At 70.2% G+C, this 26,246-nt stretch carries 28 protein-coding genes and 1 tRNA gene; 13 read left to right on the top strand and 16 right to left on the bottom strand.

From position 1 onward, the window contains the following. Position 1: 1 nt before the first annotated feature. A complete protein-coding gene (locus ACFWHT_RS05730; RefSeq protein ID WP_378826298.1) occupies positions 2 to 796 on the top strand; it encodes an SGNH/GDSL hydrolase family protein in 795 nt (264 codons plus the stop codon). On the opposite strand, the gene ACFWHT_RS05725 is transcribed toward ACFWHT_RS05730, so the two are convergent. From ACFWHT_RS05725 to ACFWHT_RS05700, 6 genes are all read right to left on the bottom strand, one after another. Continuing rightward, complete coding sequence (locus ACFWHT_RS05725; RefSeq protein WP_378826296.1) at positions 741 to 1,364, bottom strand: DUF488 family protein; 624 nt, start codon at positions 1,362 to 1,364, stop codon at positions 741 to 743. The genes ACFWHT_RS05730 and ACFWHT_RS05725 overlap by 56 nt on opposite strands. 91 nt (positions 1,365 to 1,455) lie before the next feature. Next, positions 1,456 to 1,528: transfer RNA gene (locus tag ACFWHT_RS05720), tRNA-Arg, on the bottom strand. A 99-nt stretch (positions 1,529 to 1,627) separates the two neighbouring features. Beyond that, positions 1,628 to 2,014 (bottom strand): DUF1304 domain-containing protein, encoded by a 387-nt coding sequence (locus ACFWHT_RS05715; RefSeq protein WP_378826294.1) that lies wholly within the window; start codon positions 2,012 to 2,014, stop codon positions 1,628 to 1,630. 37 nt (positions 2,015 to 2,051) lie between these two features. Further along, positions 2,052 to 2,918, bottom strand: a complete 867-nt coding sequence (locus ACFWHT_RS05710; protein WP_378826293.1) for a CPBP family intramembrane glutamic endopeptidase — start codon at positions 2,916 to 2,918, stop codon at positions 2,052 to 2,054. Continuing rightward, on the bottom strand, positions 2,915 to 3,640 hold the full coding sequence (gene trmB, locus ACFWHT_RS05705; protein ID WP_378826291.1) for a tRNA (guanosine(46)-N7)-methyltransferase TrmB: 726 nt from the start codon (positions 3,638 to 3,640) through the stop codon (positions 2,915 to 2,917). The genes ACFWHT_RS05710 and trmB overlap by 4 nt, the downstream gene beginning before the upstream one ends. A 29-nt stretch (positions 3,641 to 3,669) precedes the next feature. Further along, entirely contained in the window at positions 3,670 to 4,509 is an 840-nt protein-coding gene (locus tag ACFWHT_RS05700) for a DUF3097 domain-containing protein (RefSeq protein ID WP_378826289.1), read from the bottom strand. A 122-nt stretch (positions 4,510 to 4,631) separates the two neighbouring features. Between ACFWHT_RS05700 and ACFWHT_RS05695 the strand changes: the two genes are divergently transcribed. The 4 genes from ACFWHT_RS05695 to ACFWHT_RS05680 all read left to right on the top strand — a co-directional run bounded on the left by ACFWHT_RS05695 (position 4,632) and on the right by ACFWHT_RS05680 (position 8,787). Then, the gene (locus ACFWHT_RS05695; protein WP_378826287.1) at positions 4,632 to 6,641 is read left to right on the top strand and encodes a TPM domain-containing protein; all 2,010 of its coding nucleotides are present in this window, start codon (positions 4,632 to 4,634) and stop codon (positions 6,639 to 6,641) included. 102 nt (positions 6,642 to 6,743) lie between these two features. Continuing rightward, a complete protein-coding gene (locus ACFWHT_RS05690; protein WP_378826286.1) occupies positions 6,744 to 7,481 on the top strand; it encodes a PspA/IM30 family protein in 738 nt (245 codons plus the stop codon). Positions 7,482 to 7,543: 62 nt separating this feature from the next. Next, positions 7,544 to 8,350 (top strand): arginase family protein, encoded by an 807-nt coding sequence (locus tag ACFWHT_RS05685; RefSeq protein ID WP_378826284.1) that lies wholly within the window; start codon positions 7,544 to 7,546, stop codon positions 8,348 to 8,350. Continuing rightward, positions 8,347 to 8,787 (top strand): Fe-S oxidoreductase, encoded by a 441-nt coding sequence (locus ACFWHT_RS05680; protein WP_378826282.1) that lies wholly within the window; start codon positions 8,347 to 8,349, stop codon positions 8,785 to 8,787. Before ACFWHT_RS05685 ends, ACFWHT_RS05680 begins: the two co-directional genes overlap by 4 nt. 17 nt (positions 8,788 to 8,804) lie before the next feature. On the opposite strand, the gene ACFWHT_RS05675 is transcribed toward ACFWHT_RS05680, so the two are convergent. From ACFWHT_RS05675 to ACFWHT_RS05665, 3 genes are all read right to left on the bottom strand, one after another. Beyond that, the gene (locus ACFWHT_RS05675) at positions 8,805 to 9,266 is read right to left on the bottom strand and encodes an SIP domain-containing protein (RefSeq protein WP_378826280.1); all 462 of its coding nucleotides are present in this window, start codon (positions 9,264 to 9,266) and stop codon (positions 8,805 to 8,807) included. Positions 9,267 to 9,336: 70 nt separating this feature from the next. Beyond that, positions 9,337 to 10,041, bottom strand: a complete 705-nt coding sequence (locus ACFWHT_RS05670; RefSeq protein WP_378826278.1) for a tyrosine-protein phosphatase — start codon at positions 10,039 to 10,041, stop codon at positions 9,337 to 9,339. Further along, positions 10,038 to 10,505 carry a carboxymuconolactone decarboxylase family protein gene (locus tag ACFWHT_RS05665; protein ID WP_378826276.1) on the bottom strand — a complete coding sequence of 156 codons (468 nt, stop codon included), beginning with the start codon at positions 10,503 to 10,505 and terminating at the stop codon, positions 10,038 to 10,040. The genes ACFWHT_RS05670 and ACFWHT_RS05665 overlap by 4 nt, the downstream gene beginning before the upstream one ends. A 160-nt stretch (positions 10,506 to 10,665) precedes the next feature. Here ACFWHT_RS05665 and ACFWHT_RS05660 point away from each other — a divergent pair, with 160 nt between their 5' ends. From ACFWHT_RS05660 to ACFWHT_RS05635, 6 genes are read left to right on the top strand one after another with little or no spacing between them, the layout of a single operon-like run. Then, positions 10,666 to 11,580, top strand: a complete 915-nt coding sequence (locus ACFWHT_RS05660) for an alpha/beta fold hydrolase (RefSeq protein ID WP_378826274.1) — start codon at positions 10,666 to 10,668, stop codon at positions 11,578 to 11,580. A 39-nt stretch (positions 11,581 to 11,619) separates the two neighbouring features. Continuing rightward, positions 11,620 to 13,152 carry an ABC transporter substrate-binding protein gene (locus tag ACFWHT_RS05655; RefSeq protein ID WP_378826272.1) on the top strand — a complete coding sequence of 511 codons (1,533 nt, stop codon included), beginning with the start codon at positions 11,620 to 11,622 and terminating at the stop codon, positions 13,150 to 13,152. Positions 13,153 to 13,155: 3 nt separating this feature from the next. After that, on the top strand, positions 13,156 to 14,109 hold the full coding sequence (locus ACFWHT_RS05650) for an ABC transporter permease (protein ID WP_378826270.1): 954 nt from the start codon (positions 13,156 to 13,158) through the stop codon (positions 14,107 to 14,109). Further along, positions 14,109 to 14,975 (top strand): ABC transporter permease, encoded by an 867-nt coding sequence (locus ACFWHT_RS05645; protein ID WP_378826268.1) that lies wholly within the window; start codon positions 14,109 to 14,111, stop codon positions 14,973 to 14,975. The genes ACFWHT_RS05650 and ACFWHT_RS05645 overlap by 1 nt, the downstream gene beginning before the upstream one ends. Continuing rightward, the gene (locus ACFWHT_RS05640; protein WP_378826265.1) at positions 14,972 to 15,772 is read left to right on the top strand and encodes an ATP-binding cassette domain-containing protein; all 801 of its coding nucleotides are present in this window, start codon (positions 14,972 to 14,974) and stop codon (positions 15,770 to 15,772) included. The genes ACFWHT_RS05645 and ACFWHT_RS05640 overlap by 4 nt, the downstream gene beginning before the upstream one ends. Positions 15,773 to 15,825: 53 nt before the next feature. Further along, complete coding sequence (locus ACFWHT_RS05635) at positions 15,826 to 16,563, top strand: ABC transporter ATP-binding protein (RefSeq protein ID WP_378827918.1); 738 nt, start codon at positions 15,826 to 15,828, stop codon at positions 16,561 to 16,563. 3 nt (positions 16,564 to 16,566) lie between these two features. Here the strand turns inward: ACFWHT_RS05635 and ACFWHT_RS05630 are convergent, their stop codons facing one another. From ACFWHT_RS05630 to ACFWHT_RS05620, 3 genes are read right to left on the bottom strand one after another with little or no spacing between them, the layout of a single operon-like run. Further along, positions 16,567 to 17,070, bottom strand: coding sequence for a GNAT family N-acetyltransferase (locus ACFWHT_RS05630; RefSeq protein ID WP_378826263.1), 504 nt, complete (start codon positions 17,068 to 17,070; stop codon positions 16,567 to 16,569). Beyond that, positions 17,067 to 17,765, bottom strand: coding sequence for a uracil-DNA glycosylase (locus ACFWHT_RS05625; protein ID WP_378826260.1), 699 nt, complete (start codon positions 17,763 to 17,765; stop codon positions 17,067 to 17,069). The genes ACFWHT_RS05630 and ACFWHT_RS05625 overlap by 4 nt, the downstream gene beginning before the upstream one ends. Beyond that, positions 17,765 to 18,550 carry an SDR family oxidoreductase gene (locus tag ACFWHT_RS05620; RefSeq protein WP_378826257.1) on the bottom strand — a complete coding sequence of 262 codons (786 nt, stop codon included), beginning with the start codon at positions 18,548 to 18,550 and terminating at the stop codon, positions 17,765 to 17,767. The genes ACFWHT_RS05625 and ACFWHT_RS05620 overlap by 1 nt, the downstream gene beginning before the upstream one ends. A gap of 145 nt (positions 18,551 to 18,695) precedes the next feature. Here ACFWHT_RS05620 and ACFWHT_RS05615 point away from each other — a divergent pair, with 145 nt between their 5' ends. Both ACFWHT_RS05615 and ACFWHT_RS05610 read left to right on the top strand, forming a co-directional pair. Continuing rightward, positions 18,696 to 20,018, top strand: coding sequence for a bifunctional o-acetylhomoserine/o-acetylserine sulfhydrylase (locus ACFWHT_RS05615; protein WP_378826255.1), 1,323 nt, complete (start codon positions 18,696 to 18,698; stop codon positions 20,016 to 20,018). A 191-nt stretch (positions 20,019 to 20,209) separates the two neighbouring features. Continuing rightward, positions 20,210 to 21,415, top strand: a complete 1,206-nt coding sequence (locus tag ACFWHT_RS05610) for a homoserine O-acetyltransferase (RefSeq protein WP_378826254.1) — start codon at positions 20,210 to 20,212, stop codon at positions 21,413 to 21,415. 87 nt (positions 21,416 to 21,502) lie between these two features. Here the strand turns inward: ACFWHT_RS05610 and ACFWHT_RS05605 are convergent, their stop codons facing one another. From ACFWHT_RS05605 to ACFWHT_RS05590, 4 genes are all read right to left on the bottom strand, one after another. Further along, positions 21,503 to 23,725, bottom strand: a complete 2,223-nt coding sequence (locus ACFWHT_RS05605; protein WP_378826252.1) for a DUF5979 domain-containing protein — start codon at positions 23,723 to 23,725, stop codon at positions 21,503 to 21,505. Between the two features lie 216 nt (positions 23,726 to 23,941). Beyond that, entirely contained in the window at positions 23,942 to 25,165 is a 1,224-nt protein-coding gene (locus ACFWHT_RS05600; RefSeq protein WP_378826250.1) for an MFS transporter, read from the bottom strand. A 55-nt stretch (positions 25,166 to 25,220) separates the two neighbouring features. After that, entirely contained in the window at positions 25,221 to 25,871 is a 651-nt protein-coding gene (locus tag ACFWHT_RS05595; protein WP_378826248.1) for an NUDIX domain-containing protein, read from the bottom strand. Next, positions 25,872 to 26,234 (bottom strand): MTH1187 family thiamine-binding protein, encoded by a 363-nt coding sequence (locus ACFWHT_RS05590; protein WP_378826246.1) that lies wholly within the window; start codon positions 26,232 to 26,234, stop codon positions 25,872 to 25,874. It abuts the gene before it with no gap. Between the last annotated feature and the right edge of the window lie 12 nt (positions 26,235 to 26,246).

Here is a 26,246-nt window from a genome sequence, read left to right as displayed (position 1 = left end):
CATGACCCTGCACACGCCGACCCGACGGCGCCGCACGGCCCTGGTGGTCGTGAGCGCACTGACGCTGGTCCTCGCCGTCGCGCTGGGCGTGTCGCGCCCGTGGATGCCGCCGGCGGAGACGCCGCCCCTGGCCGCCGCCGAGAACGGGATCTCCCCCGCCCCGCTTGTGCTGCCCGAGCACCCCCGGGTGCTCGTCTTCGGAGACTCCTGGACGTACGGCTCGGCGGCGACCGTCCGCACGCGGGGATACGCCTACCTGCTGGCCGATCTCATCGGCGGGGAGACCGTCGTCGACGGCGTACGCGGCAGCGGGTACCAGAAGCCGGGCGTCGACGGCCCCGATTTCCGCACACGGATCGGGGCTCTCGACACCGGCGTCGACCCCGACCTCATCATCGTCCAGGGCTCGATCAACGACCGTCGCGAGAACGGCGCCGGTTATCCCGCAGCCGTGAACGCGGCCTGGGATGATCTGACCGCCGTCTTCCCCGGGGTGCCGATCGTGGTGCTCGGTCCCGCACCGCACGAGCTGCCGGTCGGCGCGGCCACCGCCCGCATCGACCGCGACCTCGCGCGTCTCGCCGCCGAACGCGCCTGGTGGTACATCTCCCCCGTGCGCGACGACTGGATCACGCCGGAGAACTATCTGCGGCTCATCGACGTGGGTCCGGGACGCAAGCACCCCTCGAACGCCGGGCACGAGTATCTCGCGCAGAAGGTCGCGGAGTACCTCCAGACCTTCAGCGGGGCCCCGCTGACCGCGGCGGACGGGACGACGCAGAGCCCGGCGAAGTAGCGTCCGCAGCGGGATACTCCACGCGCACCCCGTCCGCGAGGGCTCCGGCTGTGAGCGCGGCGGGAACGACGCGCCCGTCCGGCATCAGGTGCGCCACAGCGATGCCGCGGGCGAGCAGGTGGTCGGCGATGATCCGGCGATGGCAGCGCCACCAGACGGCCTCCGAGCACATCACGGCGGGTGGATGCCGTGCATCGGCCAGCTCGATCAGCTCGTCGAGCCCCGCCGCGAATTCGTCGCCCAACGCGTGGTCGGCGTAGTTGTGGAAGCTGCGGTTGCGCCACAGCGCGTTCACGTCGTCGGGCACGTCGTGCTGGCGGGGCCTGCGTCCGGTCAGCTCCTCGATGCGGCTGTAGCCCATGCCGGCGGCTCGAAGGCTCATCGCCAGCGCGTCCTCGTCGAACCAGGGGTAGCGGGTGGAGCCGGGCAGCCTGCGCACGTCGACCACCGCCGCTGCGCCCGCGTCGACGAGCAGCGTCAGGAAATCCTCCAGCGGATGCGTGGAGTGCCCGACCGTGAGGATCGCCGGGTCGGTCATCGAGGGGTCTGCGGGCAACGCGTGCGACATCCCGGTCCCTCCTCGTCTTCCGACTCACCGGGCGGTGCCACGGCATTCACGCAGAAGAAGGCCGCCCCTGCGGGACGGCCTTCTTCGTTCGTGCCCCCGACAGGAATCGAACCTGCGACCTACGGTACCGGAAACCGGCGCTCTATCCGCTGAGCTACGGAGGCGAACTCAACGAGCCTATCATTCGCGCAGCGCTGCTCCGCGCCGCGCGAGGCGCCCGCGCGGCACCGTCACAACACGCTGCGCGGCCGGTGCCGGGCGCCTCACGCGAGTGAGACGCCCAGGGCCACCACGGCCAGCAGCGGGACGGCGCCCTGCGTCACAGCGGCGCGCAGCTTCGTTCGGTCCGAGAGCACGAGCACGAGCGCGGCGGCGAGCATCATCGCGGTGGCGGCAAGCGCCAGCGTCACACCGACCGTCTGCTGACCGGCGAGGACGAGCACACCGCCCAGGAGCGCTGCGATCGCCAGGAAGAGGTTGTAGAAGCCCTGGTTGAAAGCGAGCTGCCGCATGGTCTCGGCATCCGCCTGGCTGGCGACGCCGAAGATGCGACGGGTGGCCGGAGCGGTCCAGCGCACGGATTCCAGGATGAAGATGTACACGTGGATTGCGCCGGCTATGGCGGCGAGGACGAGACCTGTGATCAGCATTCGTCGATTCTCCTCCGTGCGGCCCGCACGGCGAGCGTCACACGAGGAAGAACGGCAGAAGGCCCGGATTGTGCGCGTGCACGAGCACGGCGAAGACGACCGCGTCGAAAAGGAGATGCACGGTCACCACGTACGCCAGAGAGTGGGTGCGCAGGAAGATCCAGCCCTGCAGCAGCGCGAACGGGATGGTCAGCACGGGACCCCACGCGCGGTAGCCGAGTTCCCACAGGAACGATACGAACACGAGCGCCTGCAGCACGTTCGCCGCCGCATCGGGGAGGTGGCGCCGCAGCAGCGCGAACACCGTGCAGATGAAGAACAGCTCGTCCCAGATGCCCACCGCGCCGACGCCGACGAAGAGGCGTCCGATCAGTTCGGGCGAGTCGACGACCGGCCAGTTCAGGTACACGCCGCTGGTGATGAAGTAGAACGGCAGGATCAGCCAGCCCAGCACGAGCACGGCGACCAGCCAGCCCCACTGCCAGCGATTCCACGGACGATGCGCCCGCCACGGGAACGAGATCGCCCGTTCGCGGAGCACGAAACGCGACACGAGGTAGGGCACGGCCACGGCGCCGCCGAGGGCGAGCGTGAATCGAAGCATCGCGAGGTCGTCGAGCTGAGCCTCGAGCGAGATGGCGTGCACGATCACCATCCCGAGTGCGATCAGGGCGAGATCGCGCGTCAGCGATGGCATCCGCTTCCGCCCGATCTCCCACGTCGGGCGGTGCCCCGCCGAGACGCTGACCGTCCGGGGCGCGCCTCGCTCCACTAGCGCCGCGGTCCCGACGCCGGTGGCGATCAGTACCCAGCCCGCCCAGCTCCAGCCGAGCACGAAGAACGCGGGTGCCGCCAGGCACACGAGAACGGCAGGGCCGAGCCGGCGCCAGACGGCGGCGGTCACGCCCGCGGCGCCCTGCGGTAGGTGAGGTCGCGGATGTCGCGCCCCTTGGCGATGCCCTTGCGCTCGAAGGCCGTCATCACGCGGCCGTCGAAGCGCTCCGCCCACTCCCCCTCGAAGTCCCGCTCGAACTCGGGCGCGTCGTCGAGCACTTCGCGCATCTGGACCGCGTAGTCCTCCCAGTCGGTCGCCAGCCGGAGCACCGCGCCGTCGGCCAGCGCGCGCGCCGCCGTCGTCGGGAACCCCGGACGCACCAGGCGCCGCTTGTTGTGCCGGCTCTTGTGCCAGGGGTCGGGGAAGAAGATCCACACTTCGGATGCCGCGCCCGCGGGCAGATACGTGGAGAGGACCTCTGGCGCGTTGGCCTCGATCAGGCGCAGATTGCGCGCGCCTTCGCGGTCGGCGTCGAGCATGGTCCTGGCCAGGCCTGCGCGGAACACCTCCACCGCGAGGAAGTCGTCGTCAGGGCGCGTCGAGGCGGCCGAGACGATCGCGTGCCCCTGCCCCGAGCCGATCTCCACGATCAGCGAAGCGGTGCGGCCGTAGACGGATTCCACGTCGAGGCGAGCGTCCGGATGCACGGAGGTGAACGCCACGTCGCGCGGCACGTCGAGCAGATAGAAGGGAGCGAGCTCCTCGAAGGCCCGCTCCTGTCCCTCGGACATGCGGCCGCTGCGCCGCACGAACGAGACCGGCTCTTCGCGGAAGGTGCGGGGTTCTGACATCCCTCCAGGGTATCCGCGGGAGCGTCCGCTCATGAGGCCGGTGCCGTGACGAAGTCGATGAGCTCCTCGACCCGCCCCAGCAGCGCCGGTTCCAGGTCGCGGAAGGTGGTCACGCGGGACAGGATGCGCTGCCACGCCCGCGCGATGTCGGCCTGGTCCTCGGCGGGCCAGCCGAACGCGCGGCAGATGCCGGTCTTCCAGTCGGTGCCGCGCGGGATCTGCGGCCAGGCGCGAATGCCCATCGCGGCCGGCGTGACGCACTGCCAGACGTCGATGTACGGGTGACCGACGATCTTGAGGTGCTTCCCGTGCGGGCCGCGCAGGATCTGCTCGACCATCCGGGTCTCCTTCGAGCCGGGCACGAGGTGGTCGACCAGCACACCGTAGCGGCGCGTCGCGTTCGGCGGCGCCTCGGTCAGCAGCTCGTCGAGCAGGTCGATGCCCTGCAGGTACTCGACGACGACCCCCTCGACGCGCAGGTCGGCGCCCCACACCTTCTCCACCAGCTCGGCGTCATGCCGGCCCTCGACCAGGATGCGACTGGGAAGCGCGACCTTGGCGCGGTCGTCGGCGACGACGAACGAGCCGGATGCCGTGCGCCGGGCGCCCTGCGGTGCGGCCTTCGGCACCACGAGGCGCACCGGCTTGCCCTCCACGAGGAAACCACCGCCCATCGGGAAGCTGCGGCGGCGGCCCTTCCAGTCCTCCAGCTCGACCATCCCGGCCTCGACGCGCGTGATCGCCCCGCAGTAGCCGTCGGCCGCCACCTCGACGACGAGATCCTTCACGGCGGGCACGTCGCTCGCCTTCGCGAAGCCGCGCTCCCGCCATCCCGCCGCGAGCACATCGCTGCCGTACCTGTCGTCCATGCCATCCAGCGTATGCGTCTCGCTGAGGGCGAACGGGGATCGCCCTCACGAGGCTGTCGCGTGTCGGCCGCTTTGCCTAGACTCGTCGCATGGGGGCACGGCTGCCGGTCGGAGGGAACAGTATGCGTCAACGGTGGCTGGTCTGGGTCGCGGTCCTGCTCGGTACGGTCCTGGGCGGGTTCTCGTTGAGCGCGGCCTCCGCCACGGATCCGGGGCCGCTCACCGGCTCCGGCAATGTCACGGACATCAGCGGCGTGCTCTCCGCCGAGCAGTTGTCCACCGCCGACGCCCGGTTGTCGAAGCTTCGCGCGGACACGGGACTCGACCTTTTCGTCGTCTTCGTCCCCGAGTTCACCGGCGCCACCGACGAGAGGGACTGGGTCGCCCGTACCGCCTCGGGCAACGGCTTCAACGACCACCAGTATCTGGTCGGTGTATCCACCGGCGGTCGCATGCTCGCGATCGCGGGTCCGGACCAGGGCGGCCCGATCTCGGTCTCCGACCGCACGCAGATCACCGAGGCGATGCTCCCCGCACTGCGCGGCGACGACTGGGCCGGATCGATCGATGCGGCGGCGGCCCAGGTGCAGGAGATGCTGGTCGACGGACCGGCGCGTGCGGCGATGGGCTGGACGGTGTTCGGCGTCATCGTGCTGATCGCCGTGATCGTCGTGATCGTCGTGCTGCTGATCCGGCGGGCCCGCAAGCGCGCGGCCGAGCAGGCGAAGCGTCAGGCGCAGCTCGCCGAGATCGGTCAGCAGGCGAACATCGCGCTCGTGCGCACCGACGATCTCGTGCGCTCCAGCGAGCAGGAGATGGAGTACGCGCGCGCCCAGTTCGGCGACGACGTGATCGGCGACTTCGTCACGGCGCTGCAGACCTCACGCAGCAATCTGAACGAGGCCTTCTCCCTGCAGCAGAAGCTCGACGACGAGATTCCCGACACCGACGAGCAGAAGCTCGAGTGGTCGCAGCGCATCCTGGAGCTGTGCTCCGCGTCGACGAAGGTGCTGGAGGAGCGCAAGGCCGACTTCGACGAACTGCGCAAGCTCGAGCAGAACGCCCCGGCCGCGCTGGACAACGTGCGCAAGCTCCGAGCCGCCGCCGGTGCCGAGGTCGATCGCGCCGATCAGATCCTCGCCGCGCTCACGACCGCCTATGCGTCCGCAGCGATCTCGCCCGTCGCCGACAACCCGGCGCAGGCCCGATCCCGCCTCGCCTTCACCGACGCGCAGGTTGAGGCCGCCGACGGGTTCATCGCCGCCGGAAAGACCGGCGACGCGGCCGTCTCGGTGCGCGCCGCAGAGGGCGCCGTGCAGCAGGCGACGCAGCTGGAGGATGCCGTCGAGCAGTTGCAGAAGTCGCTGAAGGATGCCGACGATCGTGCCGCTGCCCTCATCGCGGAGCTTTCCAGCGACCTGCAGACGGCTCGCTCGCTGCCCGACGCGCACGGTGCGGTCGCCCAGGCCGTCGCGGCCACGGAGCAGGGCATCCGCCAGGCGCAGAGTCAGCTCGGTGCAGCGGGTCGCAACCCCGTCGAGGCGCTGCGCGTGCTGGAGGCGGCGAACATCGCCATCGACGGTGTCATCGCGCACGCGCGCGACGAGCAGGCCAGGATCCAGCGCGCCGCCGCCATGCTCGGCGATGCGATGCAGCGTGCGCAGATGCAGATCTCGTCGGCGGAGAGCTTCATCCTCAACCGCCGCGGCTCGATCATGTCGACCGCGCGCACACGGCTCTCCGAAGCGCAGGGAAGCCTCGCCCAGGCCCACGCCGTCGCCCCGACCGATCCGGTCCAGGCCCTCGCGCTCGCGCAGCGCGCCGACACCCTCGCCGCCGAGGCCCTGCGCCTCGCTCAGAACGACTACAGCGGCTGGAACGGCGGCGGAGGCGGGAACGACAACCTCGGCGCCCTCATCGGCGGCATTCTCATCGGTTCTGCCGGAAACCACCACCGAGGCGGAGGCTGGGGAGGCGGAGGAGGCATCCTCGGCGGCGGAGGCGGCGGCTGGGGAGGCGGCAGCAGCGGGAGCAGCGGCGGCTTTTTCGGCGGAGGAGGCGGCGGCTTCTCCGTGGGCGGCTTCGGCGGAGGCGGAGGCGGCTTCTCCGGCAGCAGCGGAGGCCACTTCTGAACCCCATCCCGCGCCTGATCGCGACTCATCAGATCGACCTCTAACCTGACCAGACACGTACACGGCAAGACAACCATCCGAGAAGAAAAGGAACCACACACCATGGCCAAGGAATCCATCTTCGGACGCATCTCCACGCTCGTCCGTGCCAACATCAACTCGCTCCTGGACCAGGCCGAAGATCCGCAGAAGATGATCGATCAGCTCGTGCGCGATTACACGAACAACATCGCGGACGCCGAGTCGGCCATCGCCGAGACCATCGGCAACCTGCGCCTGCTCGAGCGCGACCACGAAGAGGACGTGCGGGCGGCCAACGAATGGGGCAACAAGGCGCTCGCCGCGAGCCGCAAGGCCGATGAGCTGCGCGGCGCGGGCAACACCACCGACGCCGACAAGTTCGACAGCCTCGCCAAGATCGCTCTGCAGCGCCAGATCGGCGAAGAGCGCGAGGCGAAGGCCGCCGAACCGCAGATCGCGGCGCAGACCGAGATCGTCGACAAGCTCAAGAGCGGCCTGAACGGCATGAAGGACAAGCTCGGGCAGCTCAAGACGAAGCGCAGCGAACTGCTCGCGCGCGCCAAGGTCGCCGAGGCGCAGACCAAGGTGCAGGACGCCATCGGCTCCATCAACGTGCTCGACCCCACCAGCGAGCTCGGCCGCTTCGAGGACAAGATCCGCCGTCAGGAGGCACTGGCCCAGGGCAAGGCCGAGATCGCCGCCTCTTCGCTGGACGCCCAGTTCGAGAGCCTCGAGGATCTCGGAGAGCTCACCGAGGTGGAGGCCCGGCTCGCCGAGCTGAAGGCCGGCCGGCCGCAGGCCGCGATCGAAGCAGAATGATCAGGCGGGTGGATGCCCAACAGTCGGCATCCACCCCCCTTCTTCTCCACTTCGAAGACACCATGACCCGATTCCTCATCGTCCCGCAATGGCAGGGGTCACCCTCGGCCCGGGGAATGCTCCTCGTCGACGGCGCGAACGCCATCGCCGGGGATCTTCCCCGCCGGGACACCACGATCCTCGACGTCCCGCTCGAAGCGGGCGAGTCGCTCGACACGGGTGTGCGCCGGCTCAGCTCGCTCCTGCGGGTACGCGAGCTGATGCGCGACTCGATCACCGCGACGGACGGCCACCTCGTACTCGTGGGTGGCGACTGCAGCGTGAGCGTCTTCGCCCTGTCGGCACTCGACACCTCCGACGTCGCCGTGCTGTGGTGCGATGCGCACCCCGACCTGCACACGCCGCAGTCATCACCGTCCGGCGCGTTCTCCGGCATGGCGCTGCGGGCGGTCCTCGGCGAGGGCGAAGCCCAGCTGGCCCTCTCCCCCGCGATCGCACCCGAACGCGTCGTCCTGCTCGGTGCCCGCAGCATCGACGAGGAGGAGCTGGACGCGCTGTCGGGCCTCACCGCGCTGAGCCCCCACGATGCGCAGGATCCCGCGGCCGTCGCGGCCGCCGTGCGGGCGACGGGCGCGACGAAGGTCTGGGTGCACATCGACGTCGACGTCATCGACCCCGGCGACTTCGAGGGCGTGTCCGATGCCGCTCCCTTCGGCATCGGAACATCCGCACTGGTCGCGGCGATCAAGAGCGTGCGCGAGACGATGCCGCTCGCAGGCGCCACCATCGCGGGATTCGCCCCGCGCACGCCCGCTGATGCCGTGCAGGACATGGGCGCGGTGCTTCGCCTGATCGGAGCGGTGGCATGAGCGACGACCTGCACCGCGACGCCGAGCGGGCGCTCGAACGCGGCCGGCGGCTCGACCGCCGCATTCCGTCGGTGCTCCTTCGCCCGCCGATCAGCACGCTCGGTTACTGGTGGGGCACGGCGGTGGGGTGGGTCTGGGGTGGACTGTGGAGCACCGGTCCCGTCGAACGGCGCGGCGGACTCTGGGTGTTCCGCGGGCTGCCGCGCTGGGCCTTCGGACGCGGCGGCGTCTGCGTCGGCGGATGCTACCTGACGGGCGACGTGGACCCCTCCGATGCCGTGCTGCGGCACGAGGCCGTGCACAGACGGCAGTGGCGGCGATACGGCTTCCTCATGCCGGTGCTGTACCTGCTCGCCGGTCGCGACGCGCTGCGCAACCGCTTCGAGATCGAGGCGGGGCTGGAGGACGGCGGCTACCTGCGCTCTGCGCGCCGATAGCTGGCCGGATCCCGGCGTCAGAAGACGGGCAGTCCGTAGCGAGCGGGAGCGTGGATCGCGTCGGCCGCGACGCCATGGCGCTCGGTGAGGTGCTCGACGATGTCGGCCGTGCTCACGTAACCGCCCAGCAGCGTCGCTTCGGTGCGGAGCACCGGGTCGGTCTCTTCGCAGAGCATCTCATCGGCCCACGCGTTCGCGGCGCGCGTCAGCGCCTCGCCGCTGGCACGGCGGATGCCGGCGCGGGTCGTGCGCGACAACCAGGTCACCGTCATCCGCGGGGGTGCGATCACGACGCCGGCATCACCCGGCTCGGGGACCTCGACGAACACGCGCCCGACGGCGCAGAGCGGGAGCGTCGCGAGCAGAGCCTCCAGCTCAGCGAGCGAGTTCTCGTCCGCCGTGATGAGGTGCTGCACCTGCGGTCGCCGGGATGCCCGGCGTGCGGCGCGGCCGCCTGCGTGGGTCTCGACGATGCTCATGATGCATCGATCATATCATTCAGCGAAGGGTTGCCTAACCTTCCCCAGCCACGCGTTCGAGGAAGGCGTGTCAGACGACGAGCGCGGACCGCAGCGCCGTCAGCTCCGCATCCGTGAGCCCCGCCTCTCGCAGGTAGCCGGCCGCCGATCCGTACCGCGCGTCGATGTCCTCGAGCAGTTCGGTCATGACCGGCGCCGGCGACTGCGTCGCGAGCTGGATGGCGTTGCGGGCATCCGGCATGTGCGCCCGCAGGTACTGCACGACGGCGCGGTTGCGCGCCGCGGGCAGCTGCGAAGCGGTGAGCGCATAGTCCGCGATGACGGCATCCCGGTCCGCGCCGACGGCACTCAGCGCGAGCGCGACCGTCACCCCCGTTCGATCCTTGCCGACGGTGCAGTGCACCAGCGTCGGCTCACCCGCCGCGATGATCCGCAGGGCGTCGACCAACCGGTCCGCGCCCTCGTCGATGAGATGACGGTACATCCCGGCGAGATCCATGTCCTGCTCGAAGAACGAGCCCACCGAGCCCAGGAACAGCGGGATCCGCGAGGTCGTCACGCCGGTGAGAGCCGACGGCTCCGCGGCGACCTCGGCATCGTCGCGCAGGTCGATCACGTGGCGCACCCGCTCGCGCAGGCGCAGGACGCCGTCAGGCGTGAGCCCTGCGAGCTGGCCGGAGCGCAGCAGCACCCCTTCTCGCACTCGTGATCGGCCCGCCGGGATCCCGCCGACGTCGCGGAGGTTCGCGACCCCGGGAACATCGATCACCGTCATCGGGCCGCCCGGGGCGCCACAGGGTAGCGTCCGGCGATCACGAGGCGGTTGAACGCGTTGATCGAGACGCAGGCCCAGCTCAACGCCGCATACTCCTTGTCGGTGAACACCGCCAGTGCGCGATCGTAGACGTCGTCGGGGACACCGTCCTCGGAGATGAAGACGAAGGCCTCCGCCAGCTCCAGCGCCGCTCGCTCACGGTCGCTGAACACGTGACTCTCGCGCCAGCTGGCGATCTGCATCTGCACGTCGACGTCGACGCCCGCAGCGAGGGCCCGATCGACGTGCACCCGGGTGCAGTACGCGCAGCCGTTCAGCTGCGAGCTGTGCAGCATGACGAGCTCTTTGAGCCTGTCCTCGATGCCGTTCGCGGCGCAGATGTCGCCCACGGTCCTCGAGAACGCGTCCAGCGCCTGGTATGCGGCAGGCTCGGTCTTGGACAGGTGCACGCGAGGCTCGGTCATGCACCCAGCCTATCCGGATCGCGCCGATCGACCATGGTCGCCTTCGCCCTCATATTGCCAAGCGTGATCGCTCTTTAGACAGCGGAATGCGCATTGTGTCGGTATGTGTCATGTTGAATTGCTCTCGCATTTCTCGCGCAGCTGCTCTGCGGAGCAGAATATGGCCGTGGCAACCGACACCAGCGAGTTCCGCTATCTGCCCGCGCAGGCCGAGCGCCTGGGCACCGCCGTCCCCCCGGCGAGACGCATCAGCCTGCCTCTCGGCGACGGGCGCACGATCAGCGCGCTCCGCTTCGGCGACGAGCCTCCGGAGGTGACGTTCCTGCACGGGGCCGGGCTGAACGCGCACACCTGGGACGCGGTGGTGCTCCTGCTCGGAAGGCCCGCGCTCGTCATCGATCTCACCGGCCACGGCGACTCCTCCTGGCGCGGCGACGCCGACTACTCCCCCGCTTCGCTGGCCGCCGACGTCGTGACGGCGATGAGCGCATGGACCGCAGCGCCTCAGCTGCTCGTCGGCCACTCCCTCGGCGGGCTCACCGCTGCGGTCGTGGCGGCCCGGCATCCGGAGCTGGTGCGCGAGCTCATCCTCGTCGACATCGTGCCGGGGCTGGACACCGATGCCGCACCCGCCGTGCTGCGCGACTTCTACGCGGTGACCGATTTCGCCTCCCGCGACGAGGCCGTCGACCGCGCCCAGCACTTCGGTCTCGGAGGCGCTCGCGAAGACGCCGAGCGCGGAGTCTTCTTCAACACGCGCGTGCGCGAGGACGGGCGCGTTGAGTGGAAGCATCACTTCGCCCACATCATCGGGCACGCCTTCGACGCGCTCAACGCCGCGAACCGTGCCACCGCGACGGTCAACCCCTGGGCCGACCTCACCAACGCCGCGGGACGTGTCACGCTCGTGCACGGAACGCACGGCTTCCTCCGAGACACCGACGTCGCGGAGTTCATGCGCCGCCTGCCGGCCGCGGACGTCCTGCCCGTGGACGCCGGGCACAACGTGCAGGAGACGGCACCGGAGTTCCTCGCATCCGTCGCCGCCCGTGCACTGGACCGCACTCCGCGCTGACCACCCGGACACACAGCACCCTCCCGAGAGGACACACCCTTGTCTGCTTTCACCACCACCCGCCGATCCGCCCGCCTGGCGGCCCTGGGCACCCTCGCCGCCGGCGCGCTCGTGCTCAGCGCCTGCGGCGGCTCTCCCGAGCCGGCCGAGACCTCGCCCGGCAAGCCCGATCCGGATGCCGACCTGACGGTCGGCCTGGTCCTCGAACCCTCCAACCTCGACATCCGCCGCACCAGCGGCGCCGCCCTCGAGCAGATCCTCGTCGACAACATCTACGAGGGACTGGTCACCCGTACACAGGACAGCACGATCGAGGACCGTCTCGCCGCCTCGCACGAGATCTCGTCGGACGGACTCACCTACACCTTCACGCTGCAGGACGGCGTCACCTTCCATGACGGCACCGCCCTCACCTCCGCCGACGTCGTCGCCTCGTACACCACGGTCAAGGACGACGCCGGCATCCAGGGCAACGCGGAGTTCGCCGTCGTGTCGACGATCACCGCGCCCGATCCGCAGACGGTCGAGATCACCCTGAGCGAACCCGACCAGAACTTCCTGTTCACCCTCACCGGCCCGGCCGGCCTGGTCTTCAAGAAGGGCGAGACCACCGATCTGAAGACCGCGGAGAACGGCACCGGTCCGTTCATCCTCGACCGGTGGACCAAGGGCAGCGCGATCACGTTCGACCGCTACGACGAGTACTGGGGCGAGAAGGCGGGGCTGGCCGAGGTCACCTTCCAGTACATCCCCGACTTCACCGCGGGCGTGAACGCCGCGCTCGACGGCACGCTCGACGTGCTCACGGCCGTCGACCCGAACCTCGTCCCCCAGCTCGAGGACTCGGCGGACGAGTTCGTCATCACGACCGGGCGCACGACCGACAAGGCCACCCTGGCCTTCAACAACGCCAAGGCCCCGCTCGACGATGTGCGCGTGCGGGAGGCGCTGCGTCTGGCGATCGATCACGAGGCGCTCGTGGAGGCCGTGGGCGCCGGTGAGACGCTGTACGGCCCGATCCCGGAGCTCGACCCCGGCTACGAGGACCTCGCCGAGGTGGCGCCGTACGATCCCGCCAAGGCGAGGGATCTGCTGAAGGAGGCAGGCCAGGAGGAGCTCGACCTCACGCTGACCATCCCCTCGTTCTACGGCACGACCGTCGCGCAGGTGCTCGTCTCCGACTTCGCGAAGGTGGGCGTCTCCCTCGAGGTGGACCGCGTCGAGTTCCCCGCCTGGCTCGAGGACGTCTACACGAACCACGACTACGAGCTGAGCTTCGTGCTGCACGTCGAACCGCGCGACTTCGGCAACTGGGCGGACCCGGACTACTACTTCGGCTACGACGACGCCGAGGTGCAGGAGCTGTACGCGCGGTCTCAGGCCGAGTTGGATCCCGAGAAGTCGGCGGAACTGCTCCGCGAGGCGGCTCGCATTGTCTCGGAGGACCACGCCGCGGACTGGCTGTACAACGGCGCCACGCTGACCGCGCTCACGCCCGGGGTGTCCGGGTTCCCGAAGGACTCGATCAACTCGCGCATCGATCTCGCCGGCGTCACCAAGACAGCCGACTGACCCGTGCTCCGCTACGCGCTCACACGGGGGGTCCTGCTCGTCGCAGGACTCCTCGTGTCGAGCGCGATCATCTTCCTCACCCTGCGCGTCTTCCCCGGCGACGTCGCCCAGCTCATCGCCGGTACGCAGGCGAGCCCCGAGACCGTCGCCGCGCTGCGCGAATCCCTGGGTCTGAACCGGCCGATCCTCGCGCAGTACTCCGACTGGATCGGCGGCATCCTGCGCGGGGACCTCGGCACGTCGCAGCTCAGCGGGGCATCGGTGGGCGCCGAGCTCGCCGAGAAGGCGCGCGTCACGGTGCCGCTCGGCATCCTGGCCCTCACCGTCGCGCTGCTCATCGCGCTGCCGTTCGGGATCCTCTCCGCGCTGCTGCGCGGGCGCGCGGTCGGGACCGCCATGAGCGTGGGAGCGCAGGCCGTGGCCGCCGTCCCCGTGATCTGGGCGGGCATGATGCTCGTGGTGGTCTTCGCTCACGTGCTGGGCTGGTTGCCGGCGCAGGGGTTCCCCCGCGCCGGCTGGTCCGAACCCGGCAAGGCGCTCGAGGCGCTGCTCCTGCCCGCGCTCACGATCGGCATCGTCGAGGGCGCCATGCTCATGCGCTTCGTGCGCAGCGCGACACTGCAGGCCGCATCCCAGGACTTCGTCCGCACGGCCGCCGCCAAGGGCCTCACCCGCCGCCAGGCGCTGGTGCGACACGGCATCCCCGCCGTCGGGCTGTCGATCGTGACCGTGCTCGGACTGCAGATCGCCGGCATCATCGTCGGATCGGTCGTGATCGAGCAGCTGTTCACCCTGCCGGGGATCGGACGGATGCTCGTCACCGACGTCGGCACACGCGACCTGGTCAAAGTGCAGAGCGAGCTTCTGGTGCTCACCGGGTTCGTGCTGGTCGTCGGTTTCGTGGTCGACCTCGTGCATCACGCGGTCGACCCGCGTCAGCGAGCGGAGGCCGACTGATGCCGCACTGGCTGCGCGCCCTCTTCTCGTCCGGCACCGGCCAGTTCGGGGCGATCGTCGTGCTCGTCATCGCCGCCGTCGCCGCCGTGTCGCTGGTGTGGACGCCGTTCGATCCGATGCTCTCGGATGTACGCGGCCGCTGGGCGCCCCCGGGCTGGCCGCACCTGCTGGGCACCGACGGCACGGGTCGCGACGTCCTCAGTCTCGTGATGGCCGGGGCGCGCACGACTCTGTTCGTCGCCGTGGGCGCGGGGGCCGTCGCGACCGTCGTGGGGATCGCGCTTGCTGCGCTCGGCGCTCTGTCGCCGCGGTGGGTGCGCGAGAGCGTGGCCGTGCTCGTGGACATCCTCATCGCGTTCCCCGTGCTGATGATCGCGATGATGATCTCGGCCGTCTGGGGCGGCTCGCTGTGGGTGGTGGTCTTCTCGGTCGGCATCGGCTTCGGTGTCAGCATCGCCCGGGTGACCCGTCCGGAACTCCGGCGGGTGCAGCAGAGCGACTTCGTGCTCGCCGGGCGCGCGAGCGGTCTGACCGCCGGCCAGAACCTTCTGCGGCATCTGCTGCCCAACGTCGCGCCCGTCTTCATCGTCCAGCTGTCATGGTCGATGGCCGTCGCCGTGCTCGCCGAGGCGGGGCTGTCCTACCTGGGCTTCGGCGCGTCCCTCACAGAAGCGTCCTGGGGGACGCTGCTGGCCGACCTGCAGCGCTACATCGGCGTGCACCCGCTCACGGTCGTGTGGCCGGGTCTGGCGATCACGCTCACCGTGCTCGGGCTGAATCTGCTCGGAGACGCGCTGCGAGAGGCGACCGATCCGACCCTGTCGCACCGGCGAGCGCAGGTGCACGTACCGGAGGTGGTCGCGTGAGCCTCGAGGTGACCGATCTCGTCATCCGCATCGACGGACGCCGCGTCGTCGACGGGGTGTCCTTCCGCGTGGAAGACGGTCAGCGCTTCGGCCTGATCGGCGAATCCGGCTCCGGCAAGTCGCTCACGGCCCTGGCTGTACTGGGCCTGCTGCCGGAGGGGGCGACGGCGAGCGGCAGCATCCGGTGGGACGGCGTGGAGCTGATCGGGATGCCCGACCGCGAGCTGGCGCGGTTGCGCGGAGATCAGATCGGCATGGTGTTCCAGGAGCCGCGCACCGCGCTGAACCCGATCCGCACGGTGGGCAGGCAGATCGCCGAATCCGTGCGGATCCACGAGGGTGTCGGCCGTCGCGAGGCGCGCGAGCGCGCGATCGCGGAAGCCGCCCGCGTGCGCCTGCCCGAGCCCGCCTCGATCGTCGACCGCTATCCGCATCAGCTCTCCGGCGGACAGCGCCAGAGAGCGGCCATCGCGATGGCTCTCGCCTGCCGCCCGAGGCTCCTGATCGCCGATGAGCCGACCACCGCGCTCGATGTGACCATTCAGGCGGAGATCCTCAGACTGCTGCTCGCGCTCGTCGAGGAGCACCGCATGTCGCTCGTCTTCATCACGCACGACCTGGCGGTGCTCTCGCAGGTCGCGACGCACGCCGTCGTCCTGGAGGACGGACGGGTCGCTGAGCAGGGTCCCGTCGCGACCCTGCTCAGCGCACCGGTCTCCCCCGTCACCCGGGCGCTCCTCCGTGATGCGAGAGCGACTCTGTGGCACCGCGACGACCCGGCCGGAGGTGCGCCGTGACCCTCATCTCGGCCGAGGGGCTGAGCCGCGTGTTCCCGGTACCGCGTCGCACGATGTTCGAGCGCCGCCGCACCGGCACCGCGCTGCATCCGACCGACCTCCGCATCGACGCGGGCGAATCGCTCGGCCTCATCGGCGAATCGGGCTCCGGCAAGTCGACGCTCGTGCGCCTGCTGCTCGGGCTCGACCGGCCCACGGCCGGTCGAGTGCACGTCGACGGCCGGGAGGTGGATGCCACGGCGTCCGCCCGATCGCTGCACTGGCTGCGTCGGCAGACCGGCCTCGTCTTCCAGGACCCGTACGCGTCGCTGGATCCGCGTCTGACCGTGGGCAGGATCATCGCGGAGCCGCTCTGGGCGCTCGACGTTCCGGGAGATCATCGCGCGAGGGTGCACGAGGTGCTGGCGCAGGTCGGGCTCGACACCGAGATGGCCGACCGGCACCCCCACGAGTTCTCCGGCGGGCAGCGACAGCGCATCGCCCTCGCCCGGGCGATCGCCCACCGTCCGCGCATCCTCGTCGGCGACGAGCCGCTCTCCGCGCTGGATGTCACCGTGCGCGCGCAGATCCTCGCGCTCTTCGATCGGCTGCGCCGGGAGGAGGGCATGACGCTCATCCTGGTGTCGCACGACATCGGGGTGGTGCAGCATCTCGCCGACACGGTCGCCGTCATGAAGGACGGCCGGATCGTGGAGCGCGGACCGACGGATGCCGTGCTGCGGCATCCGTCCGAGGACTACACCCGCGCCCTGCTCGCGGCGATACCGGTGATCCCCGACTCGCAGCCGTGAGGCTCAGAGCGACTTCTGCAGGAAGAGCACCCCGAGCCGCTCGCCGAACTTCTCGCCCACCTCGACGAGACGGCCGGCATCCGCGAATCCCGCCCTGCGGTGCAGCGAGATCGATGCCTCCGCACCGTGGTCGGCGATCACCGCGATGATCTGGCGCAGCCCGGCGGCGCGGCAGGCGTCCAGGAACTCGGCCAGCAGCGCCCGGCCGATGCCGCGGCCGGCCGCGGAAGGCGCGAGGTAGATGGAGTTCTCGACGGTGAAGCGGTAAGCGGACTTCGGCGACCACGGCTGACCGAGGGCGTATCCCAGCAGCTCCCCGCCCTCCGTCTCGGCGACGAGGAAGGGGATGCCGGCGGCGGCGATCCGGGCCGCCTTGTCCGCCCACGCCTGCTCGGTCGACTCGACCTCGTCGTACGTGACCGTCGAGGTGCGGACGTAATGGTTGTAGATGTCGCGGATCGCGGGCAGGTCGGTCTCGAGCACGCTGCGGATGCGCACCGCGCTCACGCCTCACCGCCCACGCGCCAGTCGACGGGCGTCGCGCCCATCGACTCGAGCAGCGCGTTCGCCCGTGAGAACGGCCGCGAGCCGAAGAACCCCCGGCTGGCCGAGAGCGGCGAGGGGTGCGCCGACTCGATCAGCGGCGTCTCGCCGAGAAGGGGCTTGAGCCCGCGGGCATCCGCACCCCAGAGAATCGCGATGAGCGGCCTCTCTCGGGCGACGAGAGTGCGGATCGCCAGCTCGGTGACGGCCTCCCATCCCCAGCCGCGGTGCGAAGCGGGTGTGCCCGGACGCACCGTCAGGACTCTGTTGAGCAGCAGGACGCCCTGATCGCTCCAGGCGGTCAGGTCGCCGTGCGGGGCAGGCGGGATGCCGAGGTCGGCGTGACGCTCCTTGTAGATGTTCCCGAGGCTGCGGGGCAGGGGCCGCACATCCTCCTCGACCGCGAAGGAGAGCCCGATCGGATGCCCGGGTGTCGGATACGGGTCCTGCCCGGTGATGAGCACGCGCACGTCGTCCAGAGGACGCTGGAACGCCCGCAGCACGTTCGCCCCCGAGGGAAGATAGCCGCGGCCTTCGGCCTGCTCGGCGCGCAGGCGCGCCCCCAGCTCGGAGATCAGCGGCTGCACGGGTTCGAGCGCGGCCGCCCAGCCCGGATCGATCCGCCCCGCTTCCGCCAGCTGGGCCAGGCTCTGCGGCATCAGTCGACGTCCGTGCGCACGTGCAGCGGCCCGCGGGCCAGCAGGTGCTGCGCGGACTGCGCGACCGGACGCATGGTCACATGGTCGAGGTTCACGCGGCGTGGCGCGTTCAGCGCGTAGGCGATCACGTCGGCCACGTCCTCGGCCAGCAGCGGCTCCTCCACGCCCGCGTACACGGCCTCGGCCGCCACACGGTCGCCACCGAGCCTGTTGAGCGTGAACTCCTCGGTGTGCACCATCCCGGGAGCGATTTCCACGACGCGGATCGGCTCGCCGTTGAGCTCCTGTCGCAGCACCTTGACGAGCATCGCCTCAGCCGCCTTGGCCGCGTTGTAGCCCGCCCCGCCCGGATACGCCGTCTGCGCGGCGGTCGAGGTCACGAACACGGCATCGGCGTGGCCGCTCTCACCCGCCGCGGTGCGCAGCAGCGGAAGGATGCCCGCCACCAGCCGCTGCGTGGAGAGCACGTTCGCGTCGTACATCCACTGCCAGTCCTCGACCGAGCCGTCCTCGACGCTGTCGGTACCGCGCGCGCCGCCGGCGACCTGCACCAGTGCGTGCACAGGGCCGGTGCGCTCCAGCTCCTCGATCAGGGCGGCCACGGCATCCGCATCCGTCAGGTCGCAGGCGATCGCCTGCGCGCCGGTCTCGGCGACGAGCGTCCGCAGGCGCTCCTCGCGCCTGGCGACCCCGACGACCTCCCAGCCCTGCGCGCGCAGCGCGCGCACGGTCGCCTCACCGATCCCGGTACTCGCCCCCGTCACCACGGCACGTCTGTTCACCATGCCTCCACCGTACGACTTTTCCGGCCGAGAACCCGGAAGCGCGTGTTACGTAACATTTCCCCGCGCTTGTCGCACCCGGTGCCGCTCCGTACTCTCGCTTGCAGGCACACTGCCGAACGACCACCACTCACCCTGGGAGAACATCATGTCCGCACCCGAGAACTGGCGCTTCGAGACCAAGCAGATCCACTCGGGCGCCGCGCCCGACCCGGTCACCAAGTCGCGCGCCACGCCGATCTACCAGACCACCTCCTACGTGTTCGACAACGCCGACCACGCCGCGAACCTCTTCGCGCTCGCCGAATTCGGCAACATCTACACCCGAATCCAGAACCCCACGCAGGACGTGCTCGAGCAGCGCCTCGCCGCACTCGAGGGCGGCACCGGCGCCCTGGTGCTCTCCAGCGGCCAGGCCGCCTCCACGTTCGCCATCCTGAACATCGCGCAGGCCGGTGACCACTTCGTCGCGTCGAGCTCGATCTACGGCGGCACCTACAACCTCTTCAAGTACACGCTGGCCAAGCTCGGGGTCGAGGTCACCTTCGTCGAGAACCAGGACGACCCCGACGAGTGGCGTGCCGCGGTCCGCCCGAACACCAAGCTCTTCTTCGCCGAGACCATCGGCAACCCGAAGATCAACGTGCTCGACATCCGCACCATCGCCGACATCGCTCACGAGAACCGCGTGCCGCTGATCGTCGACAACACGATCGCCACGCCGTACCTGATCCGTCCGTTCGAGCACGGCGCCGACATCGTCATCCACTCCGTCACCAAGTTCCTGGGCGGCCACGGCACCACCATCGGCGGCGTCATCATCGACGGCGGTTCCTTCGAGTGGTCGAAGAACGTCGACAAGTTCCCCGGGCTGACCGAGCCGGATCCCTCCTACCACGGCGCCAGCTACACCACCGCCGTCGGCGACGGCCTGGCGTACATCATCAAGGCGCGCGTGCAGCTGCTGCGCGACCTCGGCTCCGCCATCGCGCCGCAGAGCGCCTGGAACCTCATCCAGGGCGTCGAGACCCTGTCGCTGCGCATCGAGCGCCACGTGCAGAACGCCCAGGAGATCGCGGAGTGGCTCGAGAACCACGACGACGTCGCCTCGGTGAACTACTCGGGTCTGCCCTCGTCGCCGTGGTACGCCAAGGCCAACGAGTACGCCCCGAAGGGCGTCGGCGCCGTGCTGTCGTTCGAGCTGAAGGGCGGCGTCGAGGCCGGCCGCGAGTTCGTCAACAGCCTCAGCCTGTTCAGCCACCTCGCCAACATCGGCGACGTGCGCTCGCTCGTCATCCACCCCGCGTCGACGACCCACTCGCAGCTCTCCCCCGAGCAGCAGCTCACCGCCGGCGTGACCCCGGGCCTGGTGCGCCTCTCGGTGGGCCTGGAGAACGTCGACGACCTCAAGGCCGACCTCGAGAGCGCCCTGTCCGCCGCACGTCGCGTCGCCGAGGCCGCTCGCGCCTGACCCTTCGCGCAATCGCGCGCCGCGCCGGAGATCGGCGCCCCCTCCGGCCATCCGCGCCCCCTCTCAGTGACGCTTCTGAGAGGGGGCGCGGATGCTGTCAGGGGGCGCGACGACGCACAGCAACCGGATTCGTCCGAACGGTTCGCGTAACCTGCGGGCGGCGACGGCGCCGAGCCCGGAGAATGGGAGGCATGGACTGGCAGACGACCTCTGAGGACACGGTGCCTTCGGCGCTCGTGACCGAAGCGGACCAGCGTCTGCTGCGGGCGCGCCCTCCGGTCACCGGCGCCTGGCGTGACGGCGACCCCGCCGGCGACCGGCGGTTCACGCTCCTCGGGGACGTGCACACGGAGAACGGCGACCTGCTTCCGGCCGCACGCCTGGCGTGGGAGTCCTGGGGCGAGCTGAACGAGGCGCGCGACAACGCGGTGCTGATCCTGCACGCGCTCACCGGTGACAGCCATGTGCGCGGTGCGGCAGGAGCCGGGCATCCGACCGCGGGGTGGTGGGAGTCGATCGTGGGCTCCGGCGCGGCGATCGACACCGACCGCTGGTTCGTGATCGCCCCCAACATGCTCGGCGGATGCCAGGGCTCGACCGGGCCGGCGAGCGTCGCGCCCGACGGGCGCGAGTGGGCATCCCGCTTCCCGTACCTCACCATCCGCGATCAGGTCGGCGCCCAGATCCGCCTCGCGGACGAGCTGGGCATCGACCGCTGGGCCGCGGTGATCGGCGGATCGATGGGCGGGATGCATGCTCTGGAGTGGGCGATCATGCGGCCTGAGCGCGTCGAGCGGCTCGCGGTGCTGTCCTCTCCCCCCGTCACCACAGCCGACCAGCTGGCGCTGAACTTCGTGCAACTGGAGACGGTGCGCATGGATCCGCGATTCGCGGGAGGCGAGTACTACGATGCCGCGCTGGGTGAGGGACCGCACCGCGGCCTCGCCCTCGCGCGTCGCATGGCGCTGCTCAACTATCGCAGCCCGATCGAGCTCAACCAGCGCTTCCAGCGCTCCTGGCAGTCGGGAGTGTCACCTCTCGGCCGCGGCGGCCGGTTCGCCGTGGAGTCGTATCTCGATTTCCACGGCAACAAGTTCACCCGCCGCTTCGACGCGAACAGCTACCTCACGGTCGTCGAGGCCATGAACTCCCACGATGTCGGGCGCGACCGCGGCGGTGTCGAGGAGGCGCTGCACACCGTCACGGCCAGGAGCCTCGTGATCGGCATCGACAGCGACCGGCTCTTTCCCGTCGACGGCCAGCAGCGCATCGCGCGAAGCCTGCCGAATCTCATCGATGATGAGGCGATCGTGCTGACGAGCGACTTCGGCCACGACGGCTTCCTCATCGAGACCGATCAGGTCGGGATGCATCTGCGGCGGCTGCTCGGCAGCTGAGCCGCCGCACGATCCGACTGCAGCCGGCTGCAGACTTCTGCCCGCCCCTCGGCGATCGCGGAGGGGCGGGCAGAGGTCGCGCGGGAGTCACGCCTCCTGGCGGCGCCTCCTCACCAGCAGCACCACGCCGGCGCCGACCAGCAGGGCGGCCAGTGCCATCGCACCGGGCAGGAGCGCACCACCGGTGACGGCGAGCCCGGGCACGATCTCCGGCGTGTCCACGCCGCCTTCGGCGGGCAACTCGTCGATCGTGTTCTCGAGCGTCACCGCGGCGATCTCGCCGCCCACGATGGTCACCTCGCTCGTGCTGAAGACCGCTGCCGTCCAGCGCGCACCGTCCACTGCGGCCGGAGCATCCTCGGTCAGCGTCACGACCGCACCGGACGGAAGGTCGCCCACCACGACGGGTGTCCCGTCGGCCTGCACCTGGATCTCGCCGCTTCCGCCCGGGTGACCGTTCACGGCCGGGAAGGAGTAGTGCACGGTGAACTCCTGGTCATCCGCGACCAGATCGGCGCCGGAGCCGCTCAACGTCTTCGCGACCGAGAGAGCACCGTACACGCGGATCAGCTCGTTCGTGACGCGGACGGTGACCTGCGAGGCGGTGTCGGCCGTCACGGTGAACTCCGCGGGAGTGATGACCGGCGCCTGCCACTGGCCACCGTCCACCGAGGCAGAGGCACGCTCGGAGACGCGCACGACGGCTCCGACCGGGATCGACCCGCTCGCGACGGGTGCGCCGTCCGCGACGAGCTCGATCGTTCCGGCCCCGGCGGCGAAGCCGCGCGAGGCGTCCGCATCCCACTCGTAGTCGAGCAGATAGCGCGCGTCGTCGTCGAGTGCCAGCCCGTCGTCGTTGACCACGGTCTTCGTGGCCGAGAACGCCCCCATCTGCAGGGTCGCGGTGTTGGTGAGCGCGATCGTGCTGACGCGGCCGACGTTGCGGTTCTCCGGGCTCAGCACGACCTCGTAGGAGAAGCCCTGCGAGGATCCACCGCTGGCTTCGTCCTCGATCGCGGCGCTCCAGTCGATGTTCGACGGCGCCGCCGGAACCGTCTCGGTGACCACGAGGCGCGTACCCACGCGGTACGTCTTGGTGAGGAAGGACTCCCCATCGGAGATCGTCGCCGACTCGGAGTCGAACTTCGTTCCGTCGGCGTCGTAGGCGTCGACCGTCACGGAGAACTCGGGGGCCGGATCGAAAGAGGCGTCGCCTTCGACGGTCTTGGTGATGAGCAGCTGACCCTCGTTGACACCGACGGCGCCACCGCTTCCCCCGCCACGCTGAGAGACGGCGGACATGTTGCCGGTGGACCGCCCGTCCACGGTGAAGGAGGCGGTGTTGTAGTAGGCGCCCGCTGCTCCCTCGTCGTCCAGGGTGACCGTCCACTCGACCTCGTACACAGTCCCGCCCAGACCACGCAGATCCTCACCGGCGGGGTTCTGACCGAGGTCGCCGCTCTCGGCGGGTGCCGCCGTCCACGACACCGTCGTGAAGTCATCGGACCAGTCGAGCTCGGATTCCGGCACGTCTTCGAAGTTCAGCACCTCGTTGCCATCGGGCCCCTTGCGCACGGTGTCAGCACCGATCACACGCACGGAGACGACGGTCATCCCGTCGTCGATGCCGCTGTCGGTCACCTCGATGACCCTGCCCTCTGCGATGGGCGCGCCCATCGCAGCGAGATCGCCGGGCTGGGTGCCGGCCGGAACATCGCCGACGCGGACGACCCAGCGAATGCGGTCGACCTGACCGGGCTCGGTCGCACGGAGGTACTGTCCGAACTTCTCCGGCTGTGCGGGAACGTACTCGCAGTCGTCGCAGACTCCACCGCCGTTGTCCTGGCGCGGGGCGACCGTGAATGTGAAGTCGTGCCCGCCGATGGTCTCGTCGATGGTCTCGCTCGCGGTGTTTCCGCGCTCCGAGACGAGGTAGAAGGAGAAATGCCCCCTGAAGTCGAGCGGCCGCTCGGAGACGTACGCGTCATCGGTGATCTCGCACGTCGCCGCGGTCGCGGTGATCGTGCAGGACCCGATGTCCTCGCCTCCGTCACCGCGAAGTGTGAAGAAGTCGGCCTCGCCCTGCAGCCATGACGGCAGCGGCAGCTCGATCGATATCGGCGCTTCGGTCGGATTGCCGTCGACGTGCCACTGGACGCTCACCTCCTGCCGGGTTCCGTCCTCGAACTCCGTCTTCTCGAACGAGACGGTGTCGAAGACGATCGGGTTCCCTGCGGCGTCGTCGGCGTGCGCCGGAACGGCGATCAACGACGCGAAGACGACCCCCAGGACTCCCAGGAATGACAGCACCCACGAATGCAATCGTGATGAATGTATGGCTTCGCCACTACGCGATGACATGGTTCTCCCCACCAGCCTGATGACAGGCATTCTGAATGAACGCTTCGGGTAAGCGTTTCTCGTACAGTAGGGACACGGTTGACACCGGTCGACGGTTCAATTCCTGCGCAGATCGGCCGCCGCGTCATCGGCGTAATGCGGTCCGCGGGTCCGGGACCGGCCGGATCAGGCGGGGACGGATGCCGTCGCTGCGCGCCTCTCGGCCCGGTACGCGAGGACGGTGATCCCCAGGCCCAGCAGCGCGAGAGCGGCACCCACCCATTCGGGGGATGTGAACCCGAAGCCGAGCGCGATCGCGGCGCCGCCCAGGAAGGCGCCCAGGCTGTTGCCGACGTTCAGGGCCGAATGGTTCAGCGCCGCGGCGATCGACTGGTTGTCGCCGGCGACATCCATCAGGCGCGTCTGGATGGCGGGGCTCAGCAGAGACGAGAGCGCGCCGATGATCACGGCGAGGAGCACGAGGGCGACGTACGACCAGGAGAGCAGGGCGAGCAGCACGAGCGCGGCCGCGAGCCCGGCCAGCCCGACATGCAGCGTCGCGCGCAGGTCGCGGTCTGCGAAGTGGCCACCGGCGAGGTTGCCGGCGGTCATGCCGACGCCCACGAGCACCAGGGTGACCGGCACCGCCCAGTCCGGCGCTCCGGCGATCTCTGTGACCAGAGGCGCGATGTAGCTGTAGACGGCGAAGAAGCCGCCGAACCCGATCGCACCGATGCCGAGAGTCAGCCAGACCTGCGGCACGCGGAACACGCCGAGCTCGGACCGCAGCGTCCGCCCGGGGTCTCCGGGGTGAGCGGGCACGAACAGGGCGATGCACACCGCGGCGAGCGCGAAGACGATCGTGACGGCGAGGAACGCGGTTCGCCAGCCCCAGTGCTGGCCGAGGAAGGTGCCCGCCGGAACGCCGACGACGTTGGCGATCGTGAGGCCGGTGAGGATGAAGGCCACGCCCTGGGCGCGCCGGCCGGGTCCGAGCACGTCCGCGGCGACCAGCGCGCCGATACCGAAGTAGGCGCCGTGCGGGAGCCCGGCGAGCAGGCGCGCCATGCCGACGAGTCCGAAGCTGGGCAGCACCACCGCGAGAGCGTTGAAGACGGTGAGGGCGATCGCGAGGCCCAGCATCACGCGGTGCCGCGGATAGCGTGCGACGGCCCCGGCGATCGTGGGCGCACCGATGACCACGCCCAGGGCGTACATCGACACGAGCACGCCGGTCTGGCCGATCGCCTGCTCCCGGCTCTGCTCCCAGAGGGCGGGCAGCAGGTCGCGGGCGATGTCGGGAAGCAGGCCCATCATGACGAATTCGGTCATGCCGATGCCGAAGCTGCCGACGGCGAGAGAGAGGAGCGCCCGCATCGCCGCCCCCCTCGAGAGGTTCGAGGGAGTCACGGGTCCATGCTAGTCGCGCACGCGGGCGTTCCTGCCAGCGGGGGCGGCGAGAGGGTCAGCGCCGTTCGTACGTCCACGGCAGCGCGCCCATGAGCAGCCGGTGACGCGCGCCGGCCACGCCCGGAGCATCCGGGTACTCCTCGTCACCGGCCCAGGTCGCCAGCGATCCGCCGTCGACCGACGTCACGCGGGTCGCGAAGTGCTCCGGCTCGCCGAGCGCGTCGAAGGCCTCATCCACGGTGCGCGCTGCCCGCAGTCCATGCAGTGTCACCCAGGTGGGCGGGACGAGCGTGATCAGGCCGCCGACGTGACCGTCGAAGATGCGCTCGATAGTCAGCCAAGCGGCCTCCTCGATCTCACCCGGGTTGATGACCACCGCGTCCCCCGGGTCCCGCGCGAGGAAGAACCAGGTGCGGAACTTCACCGGCGTCTCGGGCGGCGGGGTCCATCTCGACAGCAGCGCCAGCTCGCCGATGCGGATGCCCGCCTCCTCGTGCGTCTCACGGACGGCGGCGCGCCGTGCCGCCTCCGCCTCGTCCGGGGCGTTCCGCGAATCGACCGGGTCGACGCGGCCGCCCGGGAACACCCACGCGCCCGGGAAGGACCCCGAAGCCGGCCGCCGCAGCAGAAGCGCCTCGACCCCGGATGCAGAGTCGCGCAGCACCACGGCCGTGCCGGCGACGCGCATCGGGGCGTCTCCCGCCATCTAGCGGTCCTCGCCCTCGACGCCGACCGGCCGGTCACCCTCGCCGGTGCCGGCCCGTGAGGCATCGATCGCGGCTTCCAGCCGGTCGATCTTGGCATCCAGCTCGCCGGTGTACCCGGGCCGGATGTCCGCCTTCAGCACCAGGGACACCCGCGAGCCGAACGGCATCACCGCCTCGGTGGCACGCTTGACGACATCCATCACGCTGTCCCAGTCGGAACCCTCGATCTCGGTGAACATGCTGGTGGTGCGGTGCGCGAGACCGGATTCGCGCACCACCCGCACGGCTGCGGCGACCGCGTCGTGCACCGAGCCGTCCTCTCCTGATCCACCGGACGGGGCGACAGAGAATGCGACGAGCATGGTTTCCTCCTG

Source organism: Microbacterium sp. NPDC058342 (genome assembly GCF_042723935.1).
In the GTDB taxonomy this organism is placed as follows: domain Bacteria; phylum Actinomycetota; class Actinomycetes; order Actinomycetales; family Microbacteriaceae; genus Microbacterium.
The sequence above is the reverse complement of the archived record's forward strand: the minus strand, read 5'-3'. Positions and strand labels throughout refer to the sequence as shown.

Bases quoted from the DNA above. Each gene is read 5' to 3' on its own strand.
- ACFWHT_RS05690 (WP_378826286.1), top strand. From the start codon at position 6,744: ATGGCCAAGGAATCCATCTTCGGACGCATCTCCACGCTCGTCCGTGCC.
- ACFWHT_RS05590 (WP_378826246.1), bottom strand. From the start codon at position 26,234: ATGCTCGTCGCATTCTCTGTCGCCCCGTCCGGTGGATCAGGAGAGGAC.
- ACFWHT_RS05645 (WP_378826268.1), top strand. From the start codon at position 14,109: ATGCCGCACTGGCTGCGCGCCCTCTTCTCGTCCGGCACCGGCCAGTTC.
- ACFWHT_RS05675 (WP_378826280.1), bottom strand. From the start codon at position 9,266: ATGAGCATCGTCGAGACCCACGCAGGCGGCCGCGCCGCACGCCGGGCA.
- ACFWHT_RS05695 (WP_378826287.1), top strand. From the start codon at position 4,632: ATGCGTCAACGGTGGCTGGTCTGGGTCGCGGTCCTGCTCGGTACGGTC.
- ACFWHT_RS05680 (WP_378826282.1), top strand. From the start codon at position 8,347: ATGAGCGACGACCTGCACCGCGACGCCGAGCGGGCGCTCGAACGCGGC.
- ACFWHT_RS05730 (WP_378826298.1), top strand. From the start codon at position 2: ATGACCCTGCACACGCCGACCCGACGGCGCCGCACGGCCCTGGTGGTC.
- ACFWHT_RS05670 (WP_378826278.1), bottom strand. From the start codon at position 10,041: ATGACGGTGATCGATGTTCCCGGGGTCGCGAACCTCCGCGACGTCGGC.
- ACFWHT_RS05700 (WP_378826289.1), bottom strand. From the start codon at position 4,509: ATGGACGACAGGTACGGCAGCGATGTGCTCGCGGCGGGATGGCGGGAG.
- ACFWHT_RS05610 (WP_378826254.1), top strand. From the start codon at position 20,210: ATGGACTGGCAGACGACCTCTGAGGACACGGTGCCTTCGGCGCTCGTG.
- ACFWHT_RS05615 (WP_378826255.1), top strand. From the start codon at position 18,696: ATGTCCGCACCCGAGAACTGGCGCTTCGAGACCAAGCAGATCCACTCG.
- ACFWHT_RS05660 (WP_378826274.1), top strand. From the start codon at position 10,666: ATGGCCGTGGCAACCGACACCAGCGAGTTCCGCTATCTGCCCGCGCAG.
- ACFWHT_RS05685 (WP_378826284.1), top strand. From the start codon at position 7,544: ATGACCCGATTCCTCATCGTCCCGCAATGGCAGGGGTCACCCTCGGCC.
- ACFWHT_RS05625 (WP_378826260.1), bottom strand. From the start codon at position 17,765: ATGCCGCAGAGCCTGGCCCAGCTGGCGGAAGCGGGGCGGATCGATCCG.
- ACFWHT_RS05620 (WP_378826257.1), bottom strand. From the start codon at position 18,550: ATGGTGAACAGACGTGCCGTGGTGACGGGGGCGAGTACCGGGATCGGT.
- trmB (WP_378826291.1), bottom strand. From the start codon at position 3,640: ATGTCAGAACCCCGCACCTTCCGCGAAGAGCCGGTCTCGTTCGTGCGG.
- ACFWHT_RS05635 (WP_378827918.1), top strand. From the start codon at position 15,826: ATGTTCGAGCGCCGCCGCACCGGCACCGCGCTGCATCCGACCGACCTC.
- ACFWHT_RS05595 (WP_378826248.1), bottom strand. From the start codon at position 25,871: ATGGCGGGAGACGCCCCGATGCGCGTCGCCGGCACGGCCGTGGTGCTG.
- ACFWHT_RS05725 (WP_378826296.1), bottom strand. From the start codon at position 1,364: ATGTCGCACGCGTTGCCCGCAGACCCCTCGATGACCGACCCGGCGATC.
- ACFWHT_RS05715 (WP_378826294.1), bottom strand. From the start codon at position 2,014: ATGCTGATCACAGGTCTCGTCCTCGCCGCCATAGCCGGCGCAATCCAC.
- ACFWHT_RS05665 (WP_378826276.1), bottom strand. From the start codon at position 10,505: ATGACCGAGCCTCGCGTGCACCTGTCCAAGACCGAGCCTGCCGCATAC.